Source organism: Streptomyces sp. NPDC043870 (assembly GCF_056435785.1).
On sequence record NZ_JBWKDT010000005.1, the window covers coordinates 14,274 to 36,341 of the forward strand.

The window sequence follows — 22,068 nt, forward strand, 5'->3', positions numbered from 1 at the left end:
CTTCGACCTCGTTCACACGGGCCCCTCCGCGGTCGCACGTACCCTTCCTGGGGCGGGCACGGCGAGAGCGATGGGTTTATGAGAGTTTCTTGCACACCCCTGTGACCGAGGTTCCGATGCCGCCCTTGTTGTCACCCGCCTGGGCGGCGATTTCGGTCGGTACCGGTCCGGCGCCGAGCATGATGTCCCACTTGCCCGACGAAAGCGCGGTGAGTTCCACCTCCAGGGTGCTGTCGATCTTCCACCCCCGTGTCTGCAGGCGGTTGGTGATGAGGGTGAGTTCAGCGCGGCCGGGGATCTTGGGTGTCAGGATCGCGCCGGATGCCATGCAGGGGGGAACCTTCGCGGCGGCGGCGCGTTTGTCCTCCACGACGCGGAAGTGGTTTTCTCCGACGTTCTTTGCGGCGTAGCGGAGGTCGCTCAGTACCTGCTCCATGGTCTTCTCAGCGACTGGCGACGCCTCCCCAGCAGGCGGCGATGCCGTCGCGGAGGCTCCCGGCGTTGTTGTCCCGCCCGCGCCTGCGCAGGCGGTGAGCAGCAGCGTGGCCGCGATCGTGGCGGCGATTGCCGTGGAGTATCTGAGCCCTGTCAAAGTCCCACCCCTGGATGATGCGGACCCGGTATGGAGCACCAGGTCAGAAGAGGTGAGTGTGCCAGGCCGCCTCCGCGTCCGTCCACGAGTTGTTTGACCAGCGTGGCGGCGTTCAGTTCCGCCTTGCGTGCGGAGTGGTTAAGCGCAAGGACCAGGGTGCCGCCCGCGGTGGCCACGGCCACGACACCCCGGGGCTCGTAGGACCCCTGAGGTTTACCGCACGCGACGGCATCCACCTTGATCACTTTACAGGGCAGACGAGACTCATCGACCATCAGGCTCATTTCGGACACGCAGCGTCCACTGCGTGTCCACTGGATCTTGTTCCAGGGAAAGCGATGGTCCCCTCGCGCGATTGGCGAGGGGCCTCACTACTGCGTTTGCGCAGGTCAGAACGTTTCTGCGCACATGATTCTGAGTGGGGCGGGTGGGACTCGAACCCACGGCCGACGGATTATGAGTCCGCTGCTCTAACCGGCTGAGCTACCGCCCCTCACGGCGCGTCGCGCACATTTGTGCGCGCCGTCTGCCGCAGCATAGCCGCTCATACGATCTCCTGCTTCGGATGGTCGGCGACGCTACGACCTTGAGGACCTTGCTGCCGCCTGCCCGGTTCCATGAAGAGGGGATTACATGGAAAAAGGACCCCGAGGGGTCCTCTTCACCACTGCTCCCCCGGCTGGACTCGAACCAGCAACCCTCCGGTTAACAGCCGAATGCTCTGCCAATTGAGCTACAGGGGATCGCGCTCCCCCGACTGGACTCGAACCAGTAACCTGCCGGTTAACAGCCGGCTGCTCTGCCAATTGAGCTACAGGGGATTGCTGCGTGTGCACCGAACGTACCTACCCCGGGCGTCCCGGGCGGCGCTCGCTCGCTGCGACACATACATTAGCGCAAGCAGGGGGGTGCTCCGCCAATCGGTTCCCCCCGGTGACCTCGCGGTGAGCTCCGGATGACCCTTCGGGTGATCAGGGGGTCCTGCGGGTAGGCGAGCAGCACAGCCTCATGGTCCGTATCGACACCGGCGTCCGTGACGACGCCGGCGAAGGGTGGCAGCCATGCGCTACCGGCTTACGTTCACTGCCGGACTTGCCCTGGGCTACGTGCTCGGCACCCGCGCCGGGCGCGAGCGTTACGAGCAGCTGAAGAAGTCCGCACGGGAGTTCGCCCAGAATCCGGCCGTGCGCAATGCGGCCGAGTCCGCCGCGCAGACGAGTCGCGAGGCGGCCGGGAAGGCGTACCACGTCGTGAGCGACAAGGTCGGGGACCGGATGCCCGACTCGGTGGCCGAACGGGTGCGGTCGCTGCGCGAGCGGAGCCAGGGCGCCGAGGACGACTGGGGCACGAGCAACACCTAGTCCCCCTGCTTCCTGCGTCCGTGGCCCCTGGTTCTTGTGTCCTTCCGGTGGTTCTTGCGTCCTTTCCGGCCGGAAAGGACGCAAGAACCGGCCCCGTATCCGGCTCCACGGCCCCCGGCCGGGTCCGTCGTGGCCCCGGGCCCGCCGCCCACGCCGATGCGTGAGCCGGTCAGGGCGTGACCTCGGCCCCGCGTGCGGCAGAATCTGATGACATGGGGATAGTCGCCGGGCTGGACAGTTCGTCCGCATTCACTCGCATCGTCGTCTGCGACGCGGACACGGGCGCCGTGCTGCGCCAGGGATACGCACCGCATCCCGTCGAGGCGAAAGCCACCGACGTCGATCCGCAGGCGTGGCTGCTGTCGCTGGGTGAGGCGGCGGCCGGGGGGCTGCTGGAAGGCGTGCAGGCCATCGGTGTGTCCGCGCAGCAGCACGGGCTGGTGCCGCTGGACGCGGCGGGCGCGCCGGTGCGGACCGCGCTGGTCGGGAACGACAAGCGGGCGCAGGTCGCGGCGGCGGATCTGATCGAGGCGTTCGGCGGGCGGCAGGCATGGGCCGAGGCCGTCGGCTGCGTACCGCAGTCCGGACTGCCCGTGGCGAAGCTGCGCTGGCTGGCGCGCACCGAGCCGGAGGCGGCCAGGCGCACCGCGCTGGTGATGCAGCCCCACGACTGGCTGGTGTGGCAGCTGCTGGGCAGGCCCGCGCGCAGGACGACGGACCGGGGTGCGGCGTCCGCGACCGGGTACTGGTCGGCGCGTACGGGCTCGTACCGGCCGGATCTGGTGGAGCTGGCGCTCGGTCACCAGGCCGCGCTGCCCGAGGTGCTGGGTCCTTCCGACGCCGCCGGGACGACGCCGGAGGGACTGCTGATCTCCGCGGGCACCGGCGAGACGATGGCCGCCGCGTTCGGCCTGGGTCTCGGGACCGGGGACGCGGTGGTGTCGCTGGGGGCTTCCGGGTCCGTGATGGCCGTGCACCACGAGGCGCTGGCCGATCCGTCGGGGATGATCACGTCCTTCGCCGACGCGACCGGTATGCATCTGCCGGTCGTGCACACACTCAATGCCGTACGGGTCCTGCGCGGCACCGCCGAGATGCTCGGCACCGAGGATCTGGCCGAACTGTCCGCGCTGGCCCTGAAGTCCACCCCCGGCGCCTCCGGTCTGGTGCTGCTCCCCTATCTGGAGGGCGAGCGCACCCCGCATCTGCCGCACACCGCGGGCACCCTCAGCGGGCTGCGGCGCGAGTCGATGAAGCCCGAGCATCTCGCGCGGGCGGCGTTCGAGGGCATGCTGTGCTCGCTCGCCGACGCGCTGGACGTGCTGCGCAGGCGGGGCGTGGACGTACGGCGGGTGTTCCTGCTGGGGCAGGCCGCCGAACTTCCCGCCGTACAGGCCGCGGCGCCCGGGATCTTCGGCGCGCAGGTCGTCGTACCGCAGCCCGCCGACTACGCGGCGCTGGGAGCGGCCCGGCAGGCTGCCTGGGCGCTCGGTGTGGCGCAGGGCACGCTCGCCCCGCACAGCCCGCCGGCCTGGCAGGGCGCGGCTGCGCAGGTGTTCGAGCCGGGTGAGGAGCTGGCGGTGGGGCAGGCGGTGCGGCAGCAGTACACCGCGACGCGTGAGCAGCTCCACCCGGGGGCGTTCAACGTCTGACCGCCGTCGCACGCGCGTTCTTGACCGGGCCTTGGCGAAATCCCTTGGGCAGAGGGTGGTCGAGTGTCGGAGTATGGGGCCGACCCCACGACTCGACGCCGACCCGAGAGACAGCCGCGCGTGCTCATACGACTCCTCCGGACGTTCCTCCATCCGTACCGACAACCGATCGCCCTGCTGGTGGCGTTGCAACTGCTGCAGACCGGCGCCACCCTCTATCTGCCCACGCTGAACGCCGACATCATTGACAACGGTGTCGTAAATGGAGATACCGGCTACATCCTGACATTCGGCGCTCTCATGATCGGCGTCAGCGTGGTCCAGGTCCTGGGCAACATCGGGGCCGTGTACTACGGCGCCCGTACCGCCGCCGCGCTCGGCCGGGACGTACGGGCCGCCGTCTTCGAGCGGGTGCAGTCGTTCTCGGCCCGTGAGGTCGGGCATTTCGGTGCGCCGTCCCTCATCACCCGGACGACCAACGACGTCCAGCAGGTCCAGATGCTGGTGCTGATGGCGTTCACCTTGATGGTCTCCGCGCCGATCATGTGCGTGGGCGGCATCGCCATGGCGCTCAGCCTCGATGTGCCGCTGTCCGCGGTACTGCTCGCGGTCGTCCCGGTGCTGGGCATCGCCGTGTCGCTGATCGTGAAGAAGATGCGGCCGCTGTTCCGGACCATGCAGGAGCGGCTCGACACGGTGAACCGCGTGCTGCGCGAGCAGATCACCGGCAACCGGGTGATCAGGGCCTTCGTGAAGGACACATACGAGCAGGACCGGTTCCGTGGCGCGAACACCGAGCTGACGGACGTGGGCCTGTCGACCGGCCGGCTGATGGCGCTGATGTTCCCGGTCGTCATGACGGTCGTGAACGTGTCGAGCATCGCGGTCGTCTGGTTCGGCGCCCACCGTATCGACAGCGGCGGCATGCAGATCGGCGCGCTCACCGCGTTCCTCGCCTATCTGATGCAGATCGTCATGGCGGTCATGATGGCCACCTTCATGTTCATGATGGTGCCGCGCGCCGAGGTCTGCGCCGAGCGCATCGAGGAGGTCCTGGCGACGGAGTCCAGCGTCGTGCCGCCGGTCTCCCCCGTACGCGAACTCGCCCGCCGCGGGCATCTCGAGGTGCGGGGTGCGGACTTCCGCTACCCCGGCGCCGAGGAGTCCGTACTCCGCGACGTGGACCTGGTCGCCATGCCCGGCGAGACGACCGCGATCATCGGATCGACGGGCAGCGGCAAGTCGACCCTGCTCGGGCTCGTCCCGCGGCTGTTCGACGTCACCGGAGGCGAGGTTCTCGTCGACGGCGTGGACGTACGGGAGCTGGAGCCGGCACTGATGGCGCGGACCGTCGGGCTCGTTCCGCAGAAGCCGTACCTCTTCTCCGGGACGGTCGCGACGAATCTGCGGTACGGAAACCCCGGCGCGACCGACGAGGAGCTGTGGCACGCGCTGGAAGTGGCGCAGGCCGCCGACTTCGTACGCGAGCTGGAAGGCGGGCTGAACGCGCCCGTCGCGCAGGGCGGCACCAATGTGTCCGGCGGACAGCGGCAGCGGCTCGCGATCGCGCGGACGCTGGTGCAGCGGCCGGAGATCTATCTCTTCGACGACTCGTTCTCGGCGCTGGACTACGCGACGGACGCCGCGCTGCGCGGGGCGCTGTCGCTGGAGACGGCCGAATCGACCGTCGTGATCGTCGCCCAGCGCGTGTCGACGATCCGGGATGCCGACCGGATCGTGGTCCTCGACGAGGGGCGTGTGGTGGGAACCGGCCGCCATCACGAGCTGATGGCGGGCAATGAGACGTACCGGGAGATCGTGCTCTCCCAGCTGACCGAGGCGGAGGCTGCCTGATGGCCGGTCCTGGCGGACGCATGATGATGGGCCAGTCCGGTGAACGGTCCATGGACTTCAAGGGCTCGGGCAAACGACTGCTGCGGCAGCTCGCCCCGGAGCGGGTGACGCTGTGGGTGATGATCGCGGCCGGTGTGCTGAGCGTGGCGCTGTCGGTGGTCGGGCCCTGGATCCTGGGGAAGGCGACCGACCTGGTCTTCGCCGGGGTCGTCGGCCGCGAGATACCGGACGGCAGGACGAAGGAGCAGGCCATCGAGGGCCTGCGGAAGCAGGGCGACGGGGGACTCGCCGACATGCTCTCCGGGGTGGACTTCACCCCCGGGCACGGCATCGACTTCACCGCGGTCGGGAACGTGCTGCTGGTGGCGCTCGCCGTGTACGTGGCGGCCGGGCTGCTGATGCTGGTGTCGACACGCATGTCGATCCGGGTGATCAACAGCACCATGTTCCGGATGCGTGAGGACGTACAGGCGAAGCTGTCGCGGCTGCCGCTGTCGTACTTCGACAAGGCCAAGCGCGGCGAGGTGCTGAGCCGCGCGACGAACGACATCGACAACATCTCGCAGACCATGCAGCAGTCGATGGGTCAGCTGATCAACTCGGCTCTGACGATCGTCGGTGTGCTGGCGATGATGTTCTGGATCTCGCCGCTGCTGGCGCTGGTCGCGCTCGTGACCGTGCCGCTGTCGGTCGTCGTGGCGACGAAGGTCGGCAAGCGCTCGCAGCCGCAGTTCGTCCAGCAGTGGAAGTCCACGGGCCGGCTCAACGCCCATGTCGAGGAGATGTACACCGGCCATGCGCTGGTGAAGGTCTTCGGGCGGCAGGACGAGTCCGCGAAGGAATTCGCCGAGCAGAACGAGGCGCTGTACGAGGCCGGTTTCCGGGCGCAGTTCAACAGCGGGGTCATGCAGCCGCTGATGTTCTTCATATCGAACCTGAACTACGTCCTGGTGGCCGTGGTCGGCGGACTGCGGGTCGCGTCCGGCACCCTGTCCATCGGCGATGTCCAGGCCTTCATCCAGTACTCGCGGCAGTTCTCGATGCCGCTGACACAGGTCGCGTCGATGGCGAACCTGGTGCAGTCCGGCGTCGCCTCCGCCGAGCGCATCTTCGAGCTGCTCGACGCTGACGAGCAGGCGCCCGATCCGGTGGTCGGAGCCCGTCCGGGGGAGCTGAGCGGAGCGGTCGCGCTGGAGAAGGTGTCGTTCCGCTACGACCCGGAGAAGCCCCTCATCGAGGATCTGTCGCTGAAGGTCGAGCCGGGGCAGACGGTCGCGATCGTCGGGCCGACGGGCGCGGGCAAGACCACGCTCGTGAATCTGCTGATGCGGTTCTACGAGGTCACGGGCGGCCGGATCACCCTCGACGGCGTCGATGTCGCGACGATGTCGCGGGACGAACTGCGGTCCGGGATCGGGATGGTGCTGCAGGACACGTGGCTGTTCGGCGGGACGATCGCCGAGAACATCGCGTACGGGACCTCGCGTGAGGTCACGCGCGAGGAGGTCGAGGAGGCGGCGCGGGCGGCCCATGCCGACCGCTTCGTCCGGACCCTTCCGGACGGGTACGACACCGTCATCGACGACGAGGGCTCGGGCGTCAGCGCGGGCGAGAAGCAGCTGATCACCATCGCGCGGGCGTTCCTGTCCGACCCGGTGATCCTGGTGCTCGACGAGGCGACGAGCTCGGTCGACACCCGTACCGAGGTGCTGATCCAGAAGGCGATGGCGCGGCTCGCCCATGGCCGTACGTCGTTCGTGATCGCGCACCGGCTCTCCACGATCCGGGACGCGGACGTGATCTTGGTGATGGAGAATGGCTCCATCGTCGAACAGGGCACGCATGACGAGCTGTTGCTGGCGGAGGGTGCGTACGCGCGCCTGTACTCCGCGCAGTTCGCCCAGGCCGTGGCCGAGGTCGACTGAGGCACGACGACCAACAACGCCCTACGGGGGCGGGGAACGCCGGGAACGGCGGGGAAACGGGGAGACCGGATGGAGAAGAAGGCAGGCACGGGGGTGGCGCTCGGGATCTCGCTGGGCATGGCCTTCGGGGTCCCGATCGGGTTCGCTTTCGACAACCTGGCGCTGGGCATCGGCATGGGCATGTGCCTGGGCGTCGCTTTCGGAGCGAGCTACGACGCGCGGAACAGGCGCGACGCACAGTCCGGCGAGGCCCCGTCCGACGGCGACGCTCAGTCCAGGTAGCCACGCAGCTGGTCCGCGAAGGCGTGGTCCCGCAGCTTGCTGAGGGTCTTGGACTCGATCTGGCGGATGCGTTCGCGCGTCACGCCGAAGATCCGTCCGATCTCCTCCAGGGTGCGGGGCCGGCCGTCGGCCAGTCCGTAGCGGAGCTGGACGACCTTGCGTTCCCGCTCGCCGAGGGTGGAGAGCACCGCCTCCAGGTGCTCGCGCAGCAGCAGGAAGGCCGCGGACTCGACGGGGGACGCGGCGTCGCCGTCCTCGATGAGGTCGCCGAGTGCGACGTCGTCCTCCTCGCCGACGGGTGCGTGCAGGGACACCGGTTCCTGCGCGAGGCGCAGGACTTCGCCGACCCGCTCGGGCGCGAGGTCGAGCTGGGCGGCGACCTCCTCGGCGGTCGGTTCGTAGCCGCGCTCCTGGAGCATGCGGCGCTGGACCCGTACGACCCGGTTGATGAGCTCGACGACGTGGACGGGGACGCGGATGGTCCGGGCCTGGTCGGCGAGGGCCCGGGACATGGCCTGGCGGATCCACCAGGTCGCGTACGTCGAGAACTTGTAGCCGCGCGCGTAGTCGAACTTCTCGACCGCACGTATCAGGCCGAGGTTGCCCTCCTGGACGAGGTCGAGCATGGTCAGCCCGCGGCCGACGTACCGCTTGGCGACGGAGACGACGAGGCGGAGGTTGGCCTCGATGAGGCGGCGCTTGGCCATCCGGCCCATGACGACGAGCTTGTCGAGGTCGAGGGCGAGCTGGGAGTCCAGATCCGGGGCGTTGCTCAGCTTCGCCTCGGCGAACAGGCCCGCTTCGACGCGTCGGGCGAGATCCACTTCCTCGACGGCGGTGAGGAGAGGGATCCTGCCGATCTCCCTCAGGTACTGACGGAAGAGGTCGGAGGAGGGGCTGGAGCTCTGCTCGACCCGGGCCACCGGCTCGGGTGGCTCGGGGATGTCCGGAACCTCTGCTTCGGGGACGGGGGACTCGCCGGCCTCGGGATGGTGCGCTGCCCGGCTCTGCGGCGGAACGGCCGAGACCGGATCGGCTTCTGTCAGGGTCTGGGTCTGCACGGGGGCGACCTCCACGTTGGGCGCTGCCGGTTCGGGGGCAGGCGGCAGCGGGACGGGGACGGCGGCCGGGCCGCTGTCCGTCCCGTACACGATGAGCGGATCCGCGGGGGTGAGTGGCCCACCTGTCGTGGGCCGGCCGCGCTCCGAGGACTCAGGCACCGCACCCCAGTGTGGGGTACGACACATCACTGCCACGAGGGGCGTGCGGTGACTTTTTGAGTCCGGTCCGTGACCGGGTGGTTACGGGGCCGGGGCTCACGGGACGGCCGGGGGTCCGGGGGTCGCCCCCGGGACAGCACAGCGAGGCCGGTCCGTGACCGGGTGGTTACGGGGCCGGGGCTCACGGGACGGCCGGGGGTCCGGGGGTCGCCCCCCGGGACAGCACAGCGAGGCCGGTCCGCGACCGGGTGGTTACGGGGCCGGGGCTCACGGGACGGCCGGGGGTCCGGGGGTCGCCTCCGGCACTCGTCTCAAACGCCGACGGGGCCGATCTTTCAGCCCGTCCGGCGTTTGAGGACGGACATCCCGGCTGCGCCGACGGGAACCGGCACGTTTCCACGCCCCGGCGGAGGCCGAAGCGGGGCGGAGGCGGGACCGGGGGGCTCGGGCGCCCGGTGATCAGAGCGCCTCCGCGCCCCGGTTCCGGAGCGACTGGCCGTACTGCTGGAGCACCCACAGCTCGTTCTGGACGGCTGCGAGGTGCTCCGGGTCGGCATGCGCGCCGAGCCGCGCCAGGGTGCCCTGGACATCGCGGATGCGGCGGTCGACCGCGCGGAGGCGGACCTGTACGAGCTGGAAGCCCGCGTAGGTCTCGTCGACGGTGCGCGAGTGCACCGCCTCCACCGCGAGCTCGGTGATCATCGCGCGGACGGTGTCGTCGGGCGCGGCGTCGCGGACCCTGGCCAGATAGCCGGGGGCGTCGGGGACGCCCTGCTCGGCGCCGCCCGCTTCGGCGACGGCCTGGCGTACGGCGGCGTACGGCGGGGCGGTGAACTCGTCCGCCCCGTACGCGTCGAACGCCGGCGAGACCAGCTCGGGGTGCTGGAGGGCGAGCTTCAGCAGCTCGCGCTCGGTGCGGTGGGCAGGGCTGCGGAGGTTGAGCGCGGGGCCGCTGGGATGCGCGGCGGGGCGCCCGGTGTCGTACGAAGGTGCCTGGCGCGCGGGCGCCGGGCCCTGGCCGCCGCGATCCCGCGCCCACCGCGCGAGCTGGGCGACGCGCTTGACCACGAACTGGGTGTCGAGGATGCCGAGGAGCCCGGCGAGCTGGACGGCGACCTCGTGCTGCGACGCGCTGTTCTTGATCCGGGCGACGATCGGCGCGGCCTCGTCGAGCGCGGCGGCCCGGCCGACCGGGGTCTCCAGGTCGTAGTTCTTCACGATCTGGCGGATCGCGAACTCGAAGAGCTGGTTGCGCGGCTCCGCCAGCTCACGTACGGCCTCGTCGCCCTTGGCGAGGCGCAGCTCGCACGGGTCCATACCGTCCGGTGCGACCGCGATGAACGTCTCGGCGGCGAACTTCTGGTCGTCCTCGAAGGCCCTGAGCGCGGCCTTCTGTCCGGCCGCGTCACCGTCGAAGGTGAAGATCACCTTTGCGCTGCCGTTGTCCATCAGCAGCCGGCGGAGGATCTTGATGTGGTCGCCGCCGAAGGCGGTGCCACAGGTCGCGATCGCGGTCGTCACGCCGGCGAGATGGCAGGCCATCACGTCCGTGTATCCCTCGACGACGACGGCACGACTGGACTTGGCGATCTCCTTCTTCGCCAGGTCGATGCCGTACAGCACCTGGGACTTCTTGTAGATGGCCGTGTCCGGGGTGTTCAGGTACTTCGGGCCGTTGTCGTCGTCGCGGAGTTTGCGCGCGCCGAAGCCGACGACGTCGCCCGAGATGTCGCGGATCGGCCACATCAGCCGGCCGCGGAAACGGTCGATGGGGCCGCGGCGGCCCTCCTGGGACAGCCCCGAGAGGACGAGCTCCTTGTCGGAGAAGCCCTTTCCGCGGAGAAAGCGGGTCAGGTGGTCCCAGCCGGCCGGGCTGTATCCCACGCCGAAGTGCTGGGCCGCGGCCTGGTCGAAGCCGCGCTCGGCGAGGAACTTCCGGCCGATCTCGGCCTCCGCGCTGTCGAGCTGCTCCACATAGAACTGGGCCGCGACCTGGTGCGCCTCGACGAGGCGGATGCGCTCGCCGCGCTGGTGGCTCGGGTTGTACCCGCCCTCCTCGTACCGCAGCGTGATCCCGGCCTTGGCGGCGAGCCGCTCGACGGCCTCGGAGAACGACAGATGGTCGACCTTCATCACGAAGGTGAGGGTGTCCCCGCCCTCCTGGCAGCCGAAGCAGTGAAAGAGGCCCTTGCTCGGACTGACCTGGAAGGAGGGGGACTTCTCGTCGTGGAAGGGGCACAGCCCCTTGAGGTTGCCGCCGCCCGCGTTGCGCAGCTGGAGGTATTCGGACACGACGGAGTCGATCGGGACCGCGTCCCGGACCGCCTTCACGTCGTCATCGTTGATCCTGCCTGCCACGCGCCGATTCTACGGGGCAGGAGTGACAGCACTGAGCGGAGTGGCCGGGTTGGCCAGGGCGTCGGTGTCCACGGGCGCGCCGGAGCGGATGAGGCCCTGGATGTCCTCCGTCACATCCCACACGTTCACATTCATCCCGGCCAGTACCTTGCGGTCCTTGAGCCAGAAGGCGATGAACTCGCGCTTGCCCACATCGCCGCGGAGCACGACCTGGTCGTACGAGCCGGGCGGCGCCCAGCCCGAGTACTCCATGCCGAGGTCGTACTGGTCGGAGAAGAAGTACGGGATCCGGTCGTAGGAGACCTCCTGGCCGAGCATGGCGCGGGCTGCGGCCGGGCCGCCGTTCAGCGCGTTGGCCCAGTGTTCGACGCGGAGGCGGGTGCCGAGGAGCGGGTGGTGGGCGGCGGCGACGTCGCCCGCCGCGTAGATGTCGTAGTCGGAGGTGCGCAGCGACGCGTCGACGGCGACGCCGCCCCCGTGGGCGCGGTCGACGAGGGCGAGCCCCGCGGCTTCGGCGAGTCCGGTGCGCGGCGCCGCGCCGATCGCGGCGAGGACGCTGTGGGCGGGGTGCTCGTCACCGTCGTCCGTGCGGGCGGCGAGGACCATTCCGTCCTGGCCGGTGATCTCGGTGAGGCGGACGCCGAAGCGGAAGCGGACGCCGTGCTCGCGGTGCAGGTCGGCGAAGATCTGGCCCAGCTCGGGGCCGATGACCTGGTGCAGCGGGGTGGGCTCCGGCTCGACGATCGTGACCTCGGCGCCGTAGCCACGGGCCGCGGCCGCGACCTCCAGGCCGATCCAGCCGGCTCCGGCGATCAGCAGATGACCGTTGTCACGGCCGAGTGTGGCGAGAACTTGCCGTAGCCGGTCCGCGTGGGCGAGGCGGCGCAGATGGTGGACGCCCGCCAGGCCCGTACCGGGGATGTCGAGGCGGCGCGGCTCGGCGCCGGTGGCGAGCAGCAGCTTGTCGTAGTTGACCGTGGTGCCGTCGCCGAGGCGTACGGACCGGCCCTCGCGATCGATGGCGGTGACGGGCTGGCCGAGGTGCAGCTCGACGTCGTTCTGGGCGTACCAGGCCGGCTCGTGGACGAAGACGCTGTCGCGCTCCTCCTTGCCGGACAGATAGCCCTTGGAGAGGGGCGGGCGTTCGTAAGGGTGGTCGCGTTCGTCACCGATCAGGATCACCCGGCCGGTGAACCCCTCGGCGCGGAGGGTCTCCGCCGCCTTGGCCCCGGCGAGTCCCCCGCCCACGATGACGAAAGTCCGATGCGCGTCGACCACTTGATGCCTCCTTGTTTACTGCCGGGGGTCCAAGGGCTGTCACCCCGGATAACACAGCACGCTACGCCGACTGGCTGCGAGCCTCCCGCACGGAGCGTGATGGGGGAAGAGGGGGACCTGGGTGGGCGTGTCGGTTCCGGCCGTTCCGCCTAGGACCTGTCGTTCGGATCAGGCCGGCAAGATCCGAACGACAGGCCCTAGGGGGATCACGGCCGGCGCGGTGCCAGCCGGGCGTGCAGGGTGCGGGCCGAGTCGTCCGTGAGGGACGCGATCTGGTCGACGATGACCCGCTTACGGGCGCGGTCGTCGGCCGCGGCCTCGAACATGGCGCGGAACTGCGGGTCCAGGCCCTCCGGGGCGCGGGCGACGAGCGCGTCGGCGAGCTCGGCGACGACGATGCGCTGGTCCGCGCGGAGCGCCTCCTGCTCGGCGCGCTGCATCACATAGCGGTCCGCGACCGCCTTGAGGACGGCGCACTCCAGATGGGCCTCGTGCGGGACGACCAGCTCGGCGGCGTACCGGGTGAGCCGGCCGGTGCCGTACGTCTGCCGGGTGGCGCCCTCGGCGGCCAGGCAGAACCGGCCGATCAGCTGACTGGTCGCGTCCTTGAGGCGGGCCTGGGCGACGGCGGAGCCGTCGTAGCCGTGCGGCCACCACTCCTGGTCGACGAGGCGGTCCAGGGCGTCGGCCAGCTCCTGCGGATCCGTGTCCTCGGCAACGTAGCGTCCGATGGCCACCGTCCAGATCTCGCTCCGCTCGGCCTCGGAGAAGAGCATGTTCGGATCGATGTGGCCGGCGTGCAGGCCGTCCTCGAAGTCGTGGACCGAGTAGGCCACGTCGTCGGACCAGTCCATGACCTGCGCCTCGAAGCACTTGCGGTGGGCCGGGGCGCCTTCCCTGACCCATTCGAAGACCGGCAGGTCGTCCTCGTACACCCCGAATTTCGGCGAACCGGGGTCGGTGGGATGTCCGCCGCGCGCCCAGGGGTACTTGGTCGCGGCGTCGAGGGCCGCGCGGGTGAGGTTGAGGCCGACGCTGATCAGCTCGCCGGACGCCTCGGAGTGGACGAAGCGCTTGGGCTCGATGCGGGTGAGCAGCCGGAGCGACTGGGCGTTGCCCTCGAAGCCGCCGCAGTCCTTGGCGACGTCGTTGAGGGCCTGCTCGCCGTTGTGCCCGAACGGCGGGTGGCCCATGTCGTGGGCGAGGCAGGCGGTCTCGACCAGATCGGGGTCGCAGCCGAGCGCCGCTCCCAGTTCCCTGCCGACCTGGGCGCATTCCAGGGAGTGCGTCAGCCGCGTACGCGGACTGGGGTCCCAGGCCGCGCTGCGCGAGCCGGGCGTCACCACCTGGGTCTTGCCGGCGAGCCGGCGCAGTGCCGCGGAATGCAGCACACGCGCGCGGTCGCGCTGGAAGGCCGTGCGGCCGGGGCGTTTGTCCGGCTCGGCGGCCCAGCGCGCGGTGGCGGCGTCGTCGTAGTCGCTGGCGTCGGTGGTGGTGCCCGTGGTGCCTTCCATGCTCCTGACGGTAACCGCAGTCGCCGACAGCGTCGCTCAGGCGGTGACCAGTTGGCGCCGGCCGCCCACGGACGGCACGGCCAGCGCCTCGTCGTAGCGATGCAGGACGAGCCGGGCGAGCGCGGGGTGGGCGCCGATGGGCGCGGCGGCGGTCCACGGGGCGGCGGCCGCGGCGGCCGTGGCGAACCGCCCGGGGGCGGTGAAGTAGGAGGCGACCGCCGTCCGGTGCCGGCCACGTGCGGCCAGCGCGCGCAGTGCCTCGGGAACGCTGGGCGAGACGGCGGAGGAGGCGTAGGCCGGGACGACGGGCACCCCGCCGAGGCGCTCGCCCAGCATCGCGGCGGTGAGGCGGGCGTCCGCGGCCGACTCGGGGTCGCGCGAACCGGCCGCGGCGAGCACCACGCCGGCGCTGCGGCCGGCGCCGTCCGCGGTGTGCCACCCCGCTTCGACGAGGCGGGCGTACAGCGCCTCGACGAGCAGCGGATGCGGGCCGAGCGGCGGGGCGATCCGGGCACGCAGCCGCGGGGCGTCGGCGACGGCGGCGGGAATGTCCTGCTTCACGTGGTAGCCGCGGCCGAGCAGCAGCGGTACGAGTACGGCCTCGCGGTCGCCGAGGGCGGCGAGGGTTTCGGGCAGCAGCGGTTCGTCGAGCTCGATGTGCCCGAGCCGTACGTCGAGACCGGGGCGCAGCTCCCGGACCCGGTCGAGCAGCCTGCTGACGGTGTGCAGGGCGCGCGGGTCCCGGCTGCCGTGGGCGACGGCGACGAGGGTGGGGGCGGGCTTCGCGGCCGGGGGCCGGTGGGTGGCGGGCGGCGGGGGACTCGGGGTCTGTCCGGAGCCGGCTATGAACGGCTCTGCGGTGCTTTCACGGGAAGAAGTCATAGGTCTGCGCACTCCGTTGAGCTGGACATGACTGAGCTGTGCCCCGAGCTGCGCGGTGATGCGGGTGAGCAGTTGCGCGGTGGTGTCGAGGGGCAGCGTGTTCGGGGCCAGGGACTCTCGAGGGTGTGCCGACTCCGTCATGAACCGATCCTGGCGGGCGCAGGTTGCGGCCTCGTTGCGCAGGAGTGACGGGTGTTTTCCACGCCCTCACCGGCTCGAGGGCGGCGTTGTCAGCCCCGTCGGCCGCCGGGCCGCGGACATTCGATAGGGCCCCGAGCCGGGCACCACTTTGGGCGCCGGGCAGGGCACCACTTCAGGCGCAGGGCAGGGCAGCACCTCGGGCCGGGCGCGCCGGTCGGTCGCCGGTCCGGGTCGGGCGGCTCCTCAGCTCGCGAGCCAGACCCGCAGCGTCGTGCCCGGGACAAAGCCCTGCTGCATGGCCGCCGTCAGGGAGTCGCCGTGTTCGTAGCCGGCGACGGGCATGCCGGGCCAGAGGCGGGCGACGGCGGTGAGGCAGCCCGCCCAGGCGCGATCGAGGTCTCCGTCCGTACCGAAGAGGTTGGAGACTCCCACGACGGATTCGCTACGGCTCACGACCGCTCCGGCGACCGTGCGGCTGCCGCGGTCGGTGGTCCCCGCGAGCAGCGTCGTGGAGCGGTCGGCGAGGAGTTCGGCACGGAAGAGTCCGGCCAGGTCCTGGTCGCCCTGTGCCCATGCCGACTCCCACTCGATCAGGTTCCGCACCGTCCTGACCGGCCGCCAGGTGACGTCGTCCGGCGCGACGGGGGCGGCGAGGACGGCCGGGCGGTGGATCCATCGTGCCTCGAAGAGCACGTCGAATCCGTCCGCCGAGAGATCGAGCCGCCCGAAGCTGTCCTTGACCGAACAGCCCTGCGTCTCGCGGTCGACCTGCTCCAGTACCTCGCGCCCCGTGGCGTCCGGCGTGAGGGTCACGGCGTCCGGGTACAGCGGCGGGGTGCGCTGCTCGCTGGTCCAGGCCCGTTCGCCGAAGACCCCTGAGACCCCGTGCGCGCGGCACATGGTGTCGCACCACTCGGCGTTGTTACGGGCGGCGTGCGCATCGTGCCACACAGTGGTCATGGACTGCATCATGCCGGACCCGACGGCCGGGTTCGGACCACACCGGCGCCCCCGGGGCAGCCGGGCACGGCCGATTCGGGGTCCATGCTGCGGACGTACCCCGAAGAGGTGACGTGGCCAGGGCCTTCCCGCCGGATCCGCGAGCGGGGCACGGTGCGTACGCCGTGACGAGGTACGGACGAGTTCCGCCGATCACATCGATGTGGTGCGGTGAACCGATGCGCCCCCGACGGCGTCGGACGAGGTGAACCGAGGGACCAGGGGGTCATCCATGCGCAAGCGCTCACTGAGCACGCTCTCACTCCGCGGGCTCACGCCGCGCACGCTCTCCCCGCGTACGCTCGCGCGGCGCGCGCTCGCGCTCCTGCCGAGGAGCAGGCGCGGGCAGCGGCGTGCCGTGCAGGCGGTGATGCTCGGGTGTGTGTTCGCGCTGGCGCCCGCGACCTGGATGCACGCGGTCGCCGACAGCCGTATCCGTACCACCGCCGATGTGCCCGCGCGCGATGTCGCGGTCGTCTTCGGCGCGGGTCTGTGGAAGGGCCGGCCGACCCCGTATCTCGCGCACCGGCTCGACGCGGCCGCCGAGCTGTACCGGACCGGGAAGGTCAAGGTCGTGCTCGTGACCGGGGACAACAGCCGGGTCGAGTACGACGAGCCGGACGCGATGCGCACGTATCTCACCGCACGTGGTGTGCCGGACGGGCGGATCGTCAGCGACTACGCGGGCTTCGACACCTGGGACTCGTGCGTGCGCGCCAAGAAGATCTTCGGGGTCGACCGGGCGGTGCTGGTGACGCAGGGCTTCCACATCAAGCGGGCGATCGCGCTGTGCGATGCGGCGGGGATCGAGTCGTACGGCGTCGGGGTCGCCGAGCCGCACGACTCGGTCTGGTACTACGGCGGGGCGCGGGAGCTGTTCGCGGCGGGCAAGGCGGCGCTGGACGTCGCGTTCGAACCGGACCCGCGGTTCCTCGGCCCGCAGGAGCCGGGAGTCACGGAAGCCCTGGCATCGGCCGCCGCCACGCCCTGAGCGGCTCACCGCGCCGGGCGGCGCGGGCGGAGGTGCGCGTACCGAAGCCGTAATGCGCCGAGCCCGCCGCCGTAACACGGACGACGCACGCTGAGTGTCATGTCCCATGTACCGGCCCCCGCCTCCGCGCTCGTTCCCACCCACTGCCCCTACTGCTCACTGCAGTGCGGCATGAACCTGCGCGCCGAGGAGACGGGGACCGTCGAGGTCGTGGAACGCACGGACTTCCCCGTGAACCGGGGCGCCCTGTGCGGCAAGGGACGTACCGCACCCGCGGTGCTCTCCTCCCAGGTACGGCTGACCGGGCCCCTGGTCCGACGCCCCGCCACAGGCAGGCTCGAACCGGCCACCTGGGAGGAGGCTCTGCGGGCCACGGCCGACGGACTGCGGCGGACCCGCGCGGTGCACGGCGCCGACGCCGTAGGGGTGTTCGGCGGCGGGGGCCTGACGAACGAGAAGGCGTACGCGCTCGGGAAGTTCGCCCGCGTCGTGCTCGGCACCTCGCAGATCGACTACAACGGCCGCTTCTGCATGTCGTCCGCGGCGGCCGCGCACCAGCGGGCGTTCGGTCTCGACCGGGGGCTGCCGTTCCCGCTGGAGGACATTCCGCGCACCGGGTGCGTCATCCTCGTCGGCTCGAACCTCGCCGAGACGATGCCACCCGCACTGCGCTATCTGACGGAGCTGAAGGAGAACGGCGGCACGCTGATCGTCGTCGATCCGCGCCGTACGAGGACGGCCGAGCAGGCCGATCTGCATCTCGCGCCGCGGCCCGGGACCGATCTGGCGCTCGCGCTCGGGCTGCTGCACCTGGTGGTGGCGCAGGGCCGTACGGACGAGGAGTTCATCCGGGAGCGTACGACCGGGTGGGAGGAGGCCAGGGCGGCCGCGATGGCGCACTGGCCCGAGCTGGTCGAGCGGCTCACCGGGGTCGGCGTGCCGCAGCTGCGCGAGGCGGTACGGATGTTCTGTGACGCGCCCACCGCGATGGTGCTCACGGCGCGCGGCCCCGAGCAGCAGTCGAAGGGCACGGACACGGTCGGCGCATGGATCAATCTCGCCCTCGCGACCGGGAAGGCGGGCCGGCCGCTCTCCGGCTACGGCTGCCTGACCGGGCAGGGCAACGGGCAGGGCGGCCGCGAGCACGGCCAGAAGGCCGACCAGCTGCCCGGGTACCGCAAACTCGACGACCCGGCGGCGCGGGCGCACGTGGGGCGGGTGTGGGGCGTCGATCCCGACTCGCTGCCCGGCCCGGGGCGCAGTGCGTACGAACTGCTCGACGCGCTGGGCCAGGACGTGAAGGCGCTGCTGCTGATGGGTTCCAACCCGGTGGTCTCGGCGCCGCGCGCCGCGCACATCGAGGAACGGATGCGAGGGCTCGACTTCCTCGCCGTCGCGGACGTGGTGCTGTCGGAGACGGCGGAGCTGGCGGACGTCGTGTTCCCGGTGACCCAGTGGGCGGAGGAGACGGGGACGACGACGAACCTGGAGGGCCGGGTGCTGCTGCGGCGCCGGGCGATCACACCTCCGGTGGGGGTACGGAGCGACCTGGAGCTGCTGCACGGACTGGCCGGGCTGCTGGGCCATGAGAAGGGGTTCCCGACGGACGCGGAGGAGGTCTTCGCGGAACTGCGCCGGGCGTCGGCGGGTGGGCCGGCCGACTATTCGGGCATCAGCTACCGGCGGCTGGAGGAGGAGAACGGCGTCTTCTGGCCGTGCCCGGAGGCGGCGGACCCCGTCCGGGACACCCACCCCGGGACCCCGCGGCTGTTCCTGGACCGGTTCGCGACGCCGGACGGCCGGGCGCGGTTCGTGCCCGTGGTGCACCGGGCGGCCGCGGAGGAGACCGACGCCGAGTATCCCGTCGTGCTGACGACCGGACGGGTCGTCGCGCAGTACCAGTCCGGGGCGCAGACCCGGCGGGTCGCCGAGCTGAACGCCGCGGCGCCGAGGCCGTTCGTCGAGCTGCACCCGCATCTGGCCGCGCGGGTGGGGGTGGCCGACGGGGAGCCGGTGGCCGTCGTGTCCCGCCGGGGGCGGGCGGTCGCACCGGCCCGGGTCACCGACGCGATCCGGCCGGACACGGTCTTCATGCCGTTCCACTGGCCGGGCGAGGGCCGCGCCAACACGCTGACGAATCCGGCGCTGGACCCGACGTCGCGCATGCCGGAGTTCAAGGTGTGCGCGGTGCGGCTGGAACGAGCCGGGGGCTGAGCCCCCTGCCCCCCGTGCGACCGGGGCGGGGAGAACTCGAGGGGAGAGCTCAGCCCGCCGCCGACCAGTCGCCCCCGGGGATCACCGTCCCGTGCGCCCGCAGCTCGCCCGCCACCGCCTCCGCCGCCACGTACACCCACGCCGGGACGGCGCCCGCGGCCGTGTGGACGTCCCGGGCGACCCGTACGTACAGGTTGCGAGGGTCGCCGGGGCCGAAGTACTCCTCCAGATGGTCGAGTACCGCTATCAGCTCGCCGTAGTGCCCCGGCGCCGCCGTGACGAGTTCACCGGTGACGGTGCCGTCGCCCTCGACGGCGTACGGATAGCCCGGCCCCTCGTAGAGCACCGCGCCGCTCAGCCGCGCGGGCTCCTCGGTGGCGGTGCGGCCGCGCAGGAAGCGGTCGTGGTTGTGTTCGCCCGCGCGGAGCGTGCCGTAGACGAAGAACGGCAGTGGCCCGCTCGTCACGGCGCCGTCGCCGTCGTCTCCGCCGCGACCCACGCCAGATACGCGGCGCTGCCCCGCACCACCGGCGTCGCGATGATCTCCGGGGTGTCGTAGTCGTGGTGGGCCCGCACATGCGCCTCGAGCGCTTCGTAGCGGGCCTCCGTGGTCTTGAAGAGGATCTGCCACTCCTCGCTGGTCTCGATGGCGTTCTGCCAGCGGTAGACGGAAGTGACGGGCGCGGAGATCTGCGCGCACGCGGCCAGTCGCGCCTCCACCGCGCCGCGCGCCAGCTCCTCGGCCTTCTCGGCGCTGTCGGTGGTCGTCAGGACAGTCATGGCGACGGTCACGAACACTCCTCTCGAATCGTGCGGAACCAAGGGCCGGAACCAAGGACCGGAACCAAGGACGGGACCGAAGTCGGCTGCCCGCCGGTCGCCCCCGGGCTCCGCACGACTGTTTTACAACGGCGTCAGCCCGTGTAGGGACGCCGGCTCCTGGCGTCCGACAGTGCGGTGGCCCACCAGGCGATCTGGTCGGGCATCGTCTTGACGGCGGCGTCGGGCGCGGCCGGGTCCTTGTGCTGTCCGTCGGCGTCGAAGTGGGTGCCGGCGTTGTGGAAGGAGACGGTGTCCCGGACGGTGACGGCATGCATCTCGGCGAAGACCTGACGCAGCTGCTCCACGGCGCGCAGCCCGCCGGACATCCCGCCGTAGGAGACGAAACCGACGGGCTTGGCCTGCCACTGGGTGTAGTGCCAGTCGATGAGGTTCTTGAGGGCGGCGGGGAAGGAGTGGTTGTACTCGGGGGTCAGGACGACGAAGGCGTCGGCGGCGGAGAGCCGGGGCGAGACCTGCACGGAGTCGATGGTCTGCACAGACGTGTTGAGGTCCATGCCGCCGAGCCTGTTACTTAAACCATGGTTGAGGTCAAGCGGGTACTCTGGGCACATGACCCATCTCGCCTGGGACGCCAAGGAAGCCACCGTCGGTGAGCTGGCAGAACGCAGCGGTGTCGCCCCGTCCGCACTGCGGTTCTACGAACGCGAGGGGCTGATCAAGAGCCGCCGTACGTCCGGCAATCAGCGGCGCTACAGCCGGGACACGCTGCGGCGCGTCGCCTTCATCCGCACCTCCCAGCGGCTCGGCATCCCGCTCGCCACGATCCGCGAGGTGCTCAGCCTGCTGCCGGAGGACCGCACGCCGACCAGGGAGGACTGGGCACGGATCTCGGAGTGCTGGCGCGACGACCTGGACAAGCGGATCCGTACGCTCCAGCGGCTGCGCGACAATCTCTCGGACTGCATCGGCTGCGGCTGTCTCTCGCTGGACCGGTGCGTGCTGTCCAACCCGTGCGACGAGCTGGCGTCGCACGGACCGGGGCCACGGCGCCTGATCGAGGACTGACCCACGCATACGGTATGCCCATGACGACTGCCCCCACGGTGTACATCGAGATCGACGGCAGACCGGTGGCCGAGGCGGATCCGGATCTGCTCCCCGTACTACAGGGTGGCTACGGCCACTTCACGGCGATGCAGGTGCGCGGCGGCCGGGTACGCGGTCTCGCGCTGCACCTGGAGCGGCTCGACGGCTCGACGCGCGAGCTGTTCGGCACGGCGCTGGACGGGGAGCGGGTGCGTGCGCGCATACGGCAGGCCCTCACCGCGACCGGCACGCGGGACGCCTCCGTGCGGGTCCATGTGTACGCGACGTACGGGGCGGGCGGGGCGGCGGGCGGGGACGCCGAGCCGATCCTGGTGGTGACCGTACGGGGGCCGCAGGAGATGGGCGAGGCGCCGCGGAGCCTGATGTCGGTGCCGTACCAGCGGCCGCTCGCCCACATCAAGCACGCGGGCGGTGTCGGCCAGACCTACTACGGCATGGCCGCGGTCCGCGCCGGCTTCGACGCCGCGCTGCTGACCGGGCCCGGCGGGGTGATCTCGGAGGGCCACATCACCAATGTCGCCTTCTGGGACGGGACATCGGTCGTCTGGCCGGACGCACCCGCGCTGCGCGGCGTCACGATGGCACTGCTGGAGCCGCTGCTGCCGTCGGTGCGGCGCGAGGTGACGCTGGCGGATCTCGCCTCCTACTCGGCGGCGTTCCTCATGAACTCACAGGGCCTCGCGCCCGTTCGCAGGATCGACTCCACGGAGTTCGCGGTGGACGAGAGCCTGATGAAGCGGGTGCGGGAAGCGTACGAGGGCGTCCCCTGGGACGAGATCTGACACCCCTGGCCGGGGAGGAATCCCTCACCCTTTCGGCGTGGCGGCCGAAGCTGTGCGGCCAATGGCGGAGCACACCCCGCGTGACCTGCGGTGATGCACCACGAGCAAGGCGACACACCGTGTGGTTCGAGCG

The 22,068-nt window shown here is 71.0% G+C and carries 20 protein-coding genes and 3 tRNA genes; 9 read left to right on the top strand and 14 right to left on the bottom strand.

Annotated elements, in window-relative coordinates:
* Nucleotides 1–76 precede the first annotated feature (76 nt).
* The 5 genes from AC0699_RS08315 to AC0699_RS08335 form a co-directional block, all read right to left on the bottom strand.
* Entirely contained in the window at nucleotides 77–436 is a 360-nt protein-coding gene (locus tag AC0699_RS08315) for a hypothetical protein (RefSeq protein ID WP_478657242.1), read from the bottom strand.
* A 152-nt stretch (nucleotides 437–588) separates the two neighbouring features.
* Complete coding sequence (locus AC0699_RS08320) at nucleotides 589–885, bottom strand: hypothetical protein (protein ID WP_478657244.1); 297 nt, start codon at nucleotides 883–885, stop codon at nucleotides 589–591.
* A gap of 126 nt (nucleotides 886–1,011) precedes the next feature.
* Nucleotides 1,012–1,085: transfer RNA gene (locus AC0699_RS08325), tRNA-Ile, on the bottom strand.
* Nucleotides 1,086–1,262: 177 nt separating this feature from the next.
* A tRNA-Asn gene (locus AC0699_RS08330) sits at nucleotides 1,263–1,335 on the bottom strand.
* A gap of 5 nt (nucleotides 1,336–1,340) precedes the next feature.
* Nucleotides 1,341–1,413, bottom strand: a tRNA-Asn gene (locus AC0699_RS08335).
* A 240-nt stretch (nucleotides 1,414–1,653) separates the two neighbouring features.
* Here AC0699_RS08335 and AC0699_RS08340 point away from each other — a divergent pair.
* From AC0699_RS08340 to AC0699_RS08360, 5 genes are all read left to right on the top strand, one after another.
* Nucleotides 1,654–1,953, top strand: a complete 300-nt coding sequence (locus tag AC0699_RS08340; protein ID WP_478657247.1) for a YtxH domain-containing protein — start codon at nucleotides 1,654–1,656, stop codon at nucleotides 1,951–1,953.
* Between the two features lie 212 nt (nucleotides 1,954–2,165).
* Nucleotides 2,166–3,605, top strand: coding sequence for an FGGY family carbohydrate kinase (locus tag AC0699_RS08345; protein WP_478657249.1), 1,440 nt, complete (start codon nucleotides 2,166–2,168; stop codon nucleotides 3,603–3,605).
* A 120-nt stretch (nucleotides 3,606–3,725) separates the two neighbouring features.
* Nucleotides 3,726–5,459 carry an ABC transporter ATP-binding protein gene (locus AC0699_RS08350; RefSeq protein WP_478657251.1) on the top strand — a complete coding sequence of 578 codons (1,734 nt, stop codon included), beginning with the start codon at nucleotides 3,726–3,728 and terminating at the stop codon, nucleotides 5,457–5,459.
* Nucleotides 5,459–7,384, top strand: a complete 1,926-nt coding sequence (locus AC0699_RS08355) for an ABC transporter ATP-binding protein (RefSeq protein WP_478657253.1) — start codon at nucleotides 5,459–5,461, stop codon at nucleotides 7,382–7,384. The genes AC0699_RS08350 and AC0699_RS08355 overlap by 1 nt, the downstream gene beginning before the upstream one ends.
* A gap of 69 nt (nucleotides 7,385–7,453) precedes the next feature.
* A complete protein-coding gene (locus AC0699_RS08360) occupies nucleotides 7,454–7,666 on the top strand; it encodes a glycine zipper domain-containing protein (RefSeq protein ID WP_478657254.1) in 213 nt (70 codons plus the stop codon).
* Here AC0699_RS08360 and AC0699_RS08365 read toward each other — a convergent pair.
* The 6 genes from AC0699_RS08365 to AC0699_RS08390 form a co-directional block, all read right to left on the bottom strand.
* Complete coding sequence (locus AC0699_RS08365; RefSeq protein WP_478657256.1) at nucleotides 7,654–8,886, bottom strand: RNA polymerase sigma factor; 1,233 nt, start codon at nucleotides 8,884–8,886, stop codon at nucleotides 7,654–7,656. The genes AC0699_RS08360 and AC0699_RS08365 overlap by 13 nt on opposite strands.
* 459 nt (nucleotides 8,887–9,345) lie before the next feature.
* Nucleotides 9,346–11,244, bottom strand: coding sequence for a DNA primase (dnaG, locus tag AC0699_RS08370; protein ID WP_478657258.1), 1,899 nt, complete (start codon nucleotides 11,242–11,244; stop codon nucleotides 9,346–9,348).
* 9 nt (nucleotides 11,245–11,253) lie between these two features.
* The gene (locus AC0699_RS08375) at nucleotides 11,254–12,522 is read right to left on the bottom strand and encodes an NAD(P)/FAD-dependent oxidoreductase (RefSeq protein WP_478657260.1); all 1,269 of its coding nucleotides are present in this window, start codon (nucleotides 12,520–12,522) and stop codon (nucleotides 11,254–11,256) included.
* 206 nt (nucleotides 12,523–12,728) lie between these two features.
* Nucleotides 12,729–14,036: a deoxyguanosinetriphosphate triphosphohydrolase gene (locus AC0699_RS08380; RefSeq protein ID WP_478657263.1), complete on the bottom strand. Its 1,308-nt coding sequence runs from the start codon at nucleotides 14,034–14,036 to the stop codon at nucleotides 12,729–12,731.
* Nucleotides 14,037–14,072: 36 nt separating this feature from the next.
* On the bottom strand, nucleotides 14,073–15,059 hold the full coding sequence (locus AC0699_RS08385) for a sirohydrochlorin chelatase (RefSeq protein WP_478657265.1): 987 nt from the start codon (nucleotides 15,057–15,059) through the stop codon (nucleotides 14,073–14,075).
* 243 nt (nucleotides 15,060–15,302) lie between these two features.
* Nucleotides 15,303–16,019, bottom strand: coding sequence for a hypothetical protein (locus AC0699_RS08390; RefSeq protein ID WP_478657268.1), 717 nt, complete (start codon nucleotides 16,017–16,019; stop codon nucleotides 15,303–15,305).
* A 271-nt stretch (nucleotides 16,020–16,290) separates the two neighbouring features.
* Between AC0699_RS08390 and AC0699_RS08395 the strand changes: the two genes are divergently transcribed.
* Together AC0699_RS08395 and AC0699_RS08400 are read left to right on the top strand one after the other, a co-directional pair.
* Nucleotides 16,291–17,049, top strand: coding sequence for a SanA/YdcF family protein (locus AC0699_RS08395; protein ID WP_478657270.1), 759 nt, complete (start codon nucleotides 16,291–16,293; stop codon nucleotides 17,047–17,049).
* 99 nt (nucleotides 17,050–17,148) lie between these two features.
* Complete coding sequence (locus tag AC0699_RS08400) at nucleotides 17,149–19,263, top strand: molybdopterin oxidoreductase family protein (RefSeq protein ID WP_478657272.1); 2,115 nt, start codon at nucleotides 17,149–17,151, stop codon at nucleotides 19,261–19,263.
* A gap of 49 nt (nucleotides 19,264–19,312) precedes the next feature.
* Here the strand turns inward: AC0699_RS08400 and AC0699_RS08405 are convergent, their stop codons facing one another.
* The 3 genes from AC0699_RS08405 to AC0699_RS08415 form a co-directional block, all read right to left on the bottom strand.
* Nucleotides 19,313–19,729 carry a gamma-glutamylcyclotransferase family protein gene (locus AC0699_RS08405; RefSeq protein WP_478657274.1) on the bottom strand — a complete coding sequence of 139 codons (417 nt, stop codon included), beginning with the start codon at nucleotides 19,727–19,729 and terminating at the stop codon, nucleotides 19,313–19,315.
* Entirely contained in the window at nucleotides 19,726–20,043 is a 318-nt protein-coding gene (gene cutA, locus AC0699_RS08410; RefSeq protein ID WP_478657930.1) for a divalent-cation tolerance protein CutA, read from the bottom strand. The genes AC0699_RS08405 and cutA overlap by 4 nt, the downstream gene beginning before the upstream one ends.
* Before the next feature lie 134 nt (nucleotides 20,044–20,177).
* A complete protein-coding gene (locus tag AC0699_RS08415; protein ID WP_478657932.1) occupies nucleotides 20,178–20,714 on the bottom strand; it encodes an NADPH-dependent FMN reductase in 537 nt (178 codons plus the stop codon).
* Here AC0699_RS08415 and soxR point away from each other — a divergent pair.
* Together soxR and AC0699_RS08425 are read left to right on the top strand one after the other, a co-directional pair.
* The gene (gene soxR / locus AC0699_RS08420) at nucleotides 20,656–21,111 is read left to right on the top strand and encodes a redox-sensitive transcriptional activator SoxR (protein ID WP_478657276.1); all 456 of its coding nucleotides are present in this window, start codon (nucleotides 20,656–20,658) and stop codon (nucleotides 21,109–21,111) included. The two genes, AC0699_RS08415 and soxR, sit on opposite strands and share 59 nt — an antisense overlap.
* A 20-nt stretch (nucleotides 21,112–21,131) precedes the next feature.
* Nucleotides 21,132–21,935, top strand: a complete 804-nt coding sequence (locus AC0699_RS08425; protein ID WP_478657278.1) for an aminotransferase class IV — start codon at nucleotides 21,132–21,134, stop codon at nucleotides 21,933–21,935.
* The last annotated feature ends 133 nt before the right edge of the window (nucleotides 21,936–22,068 follow it).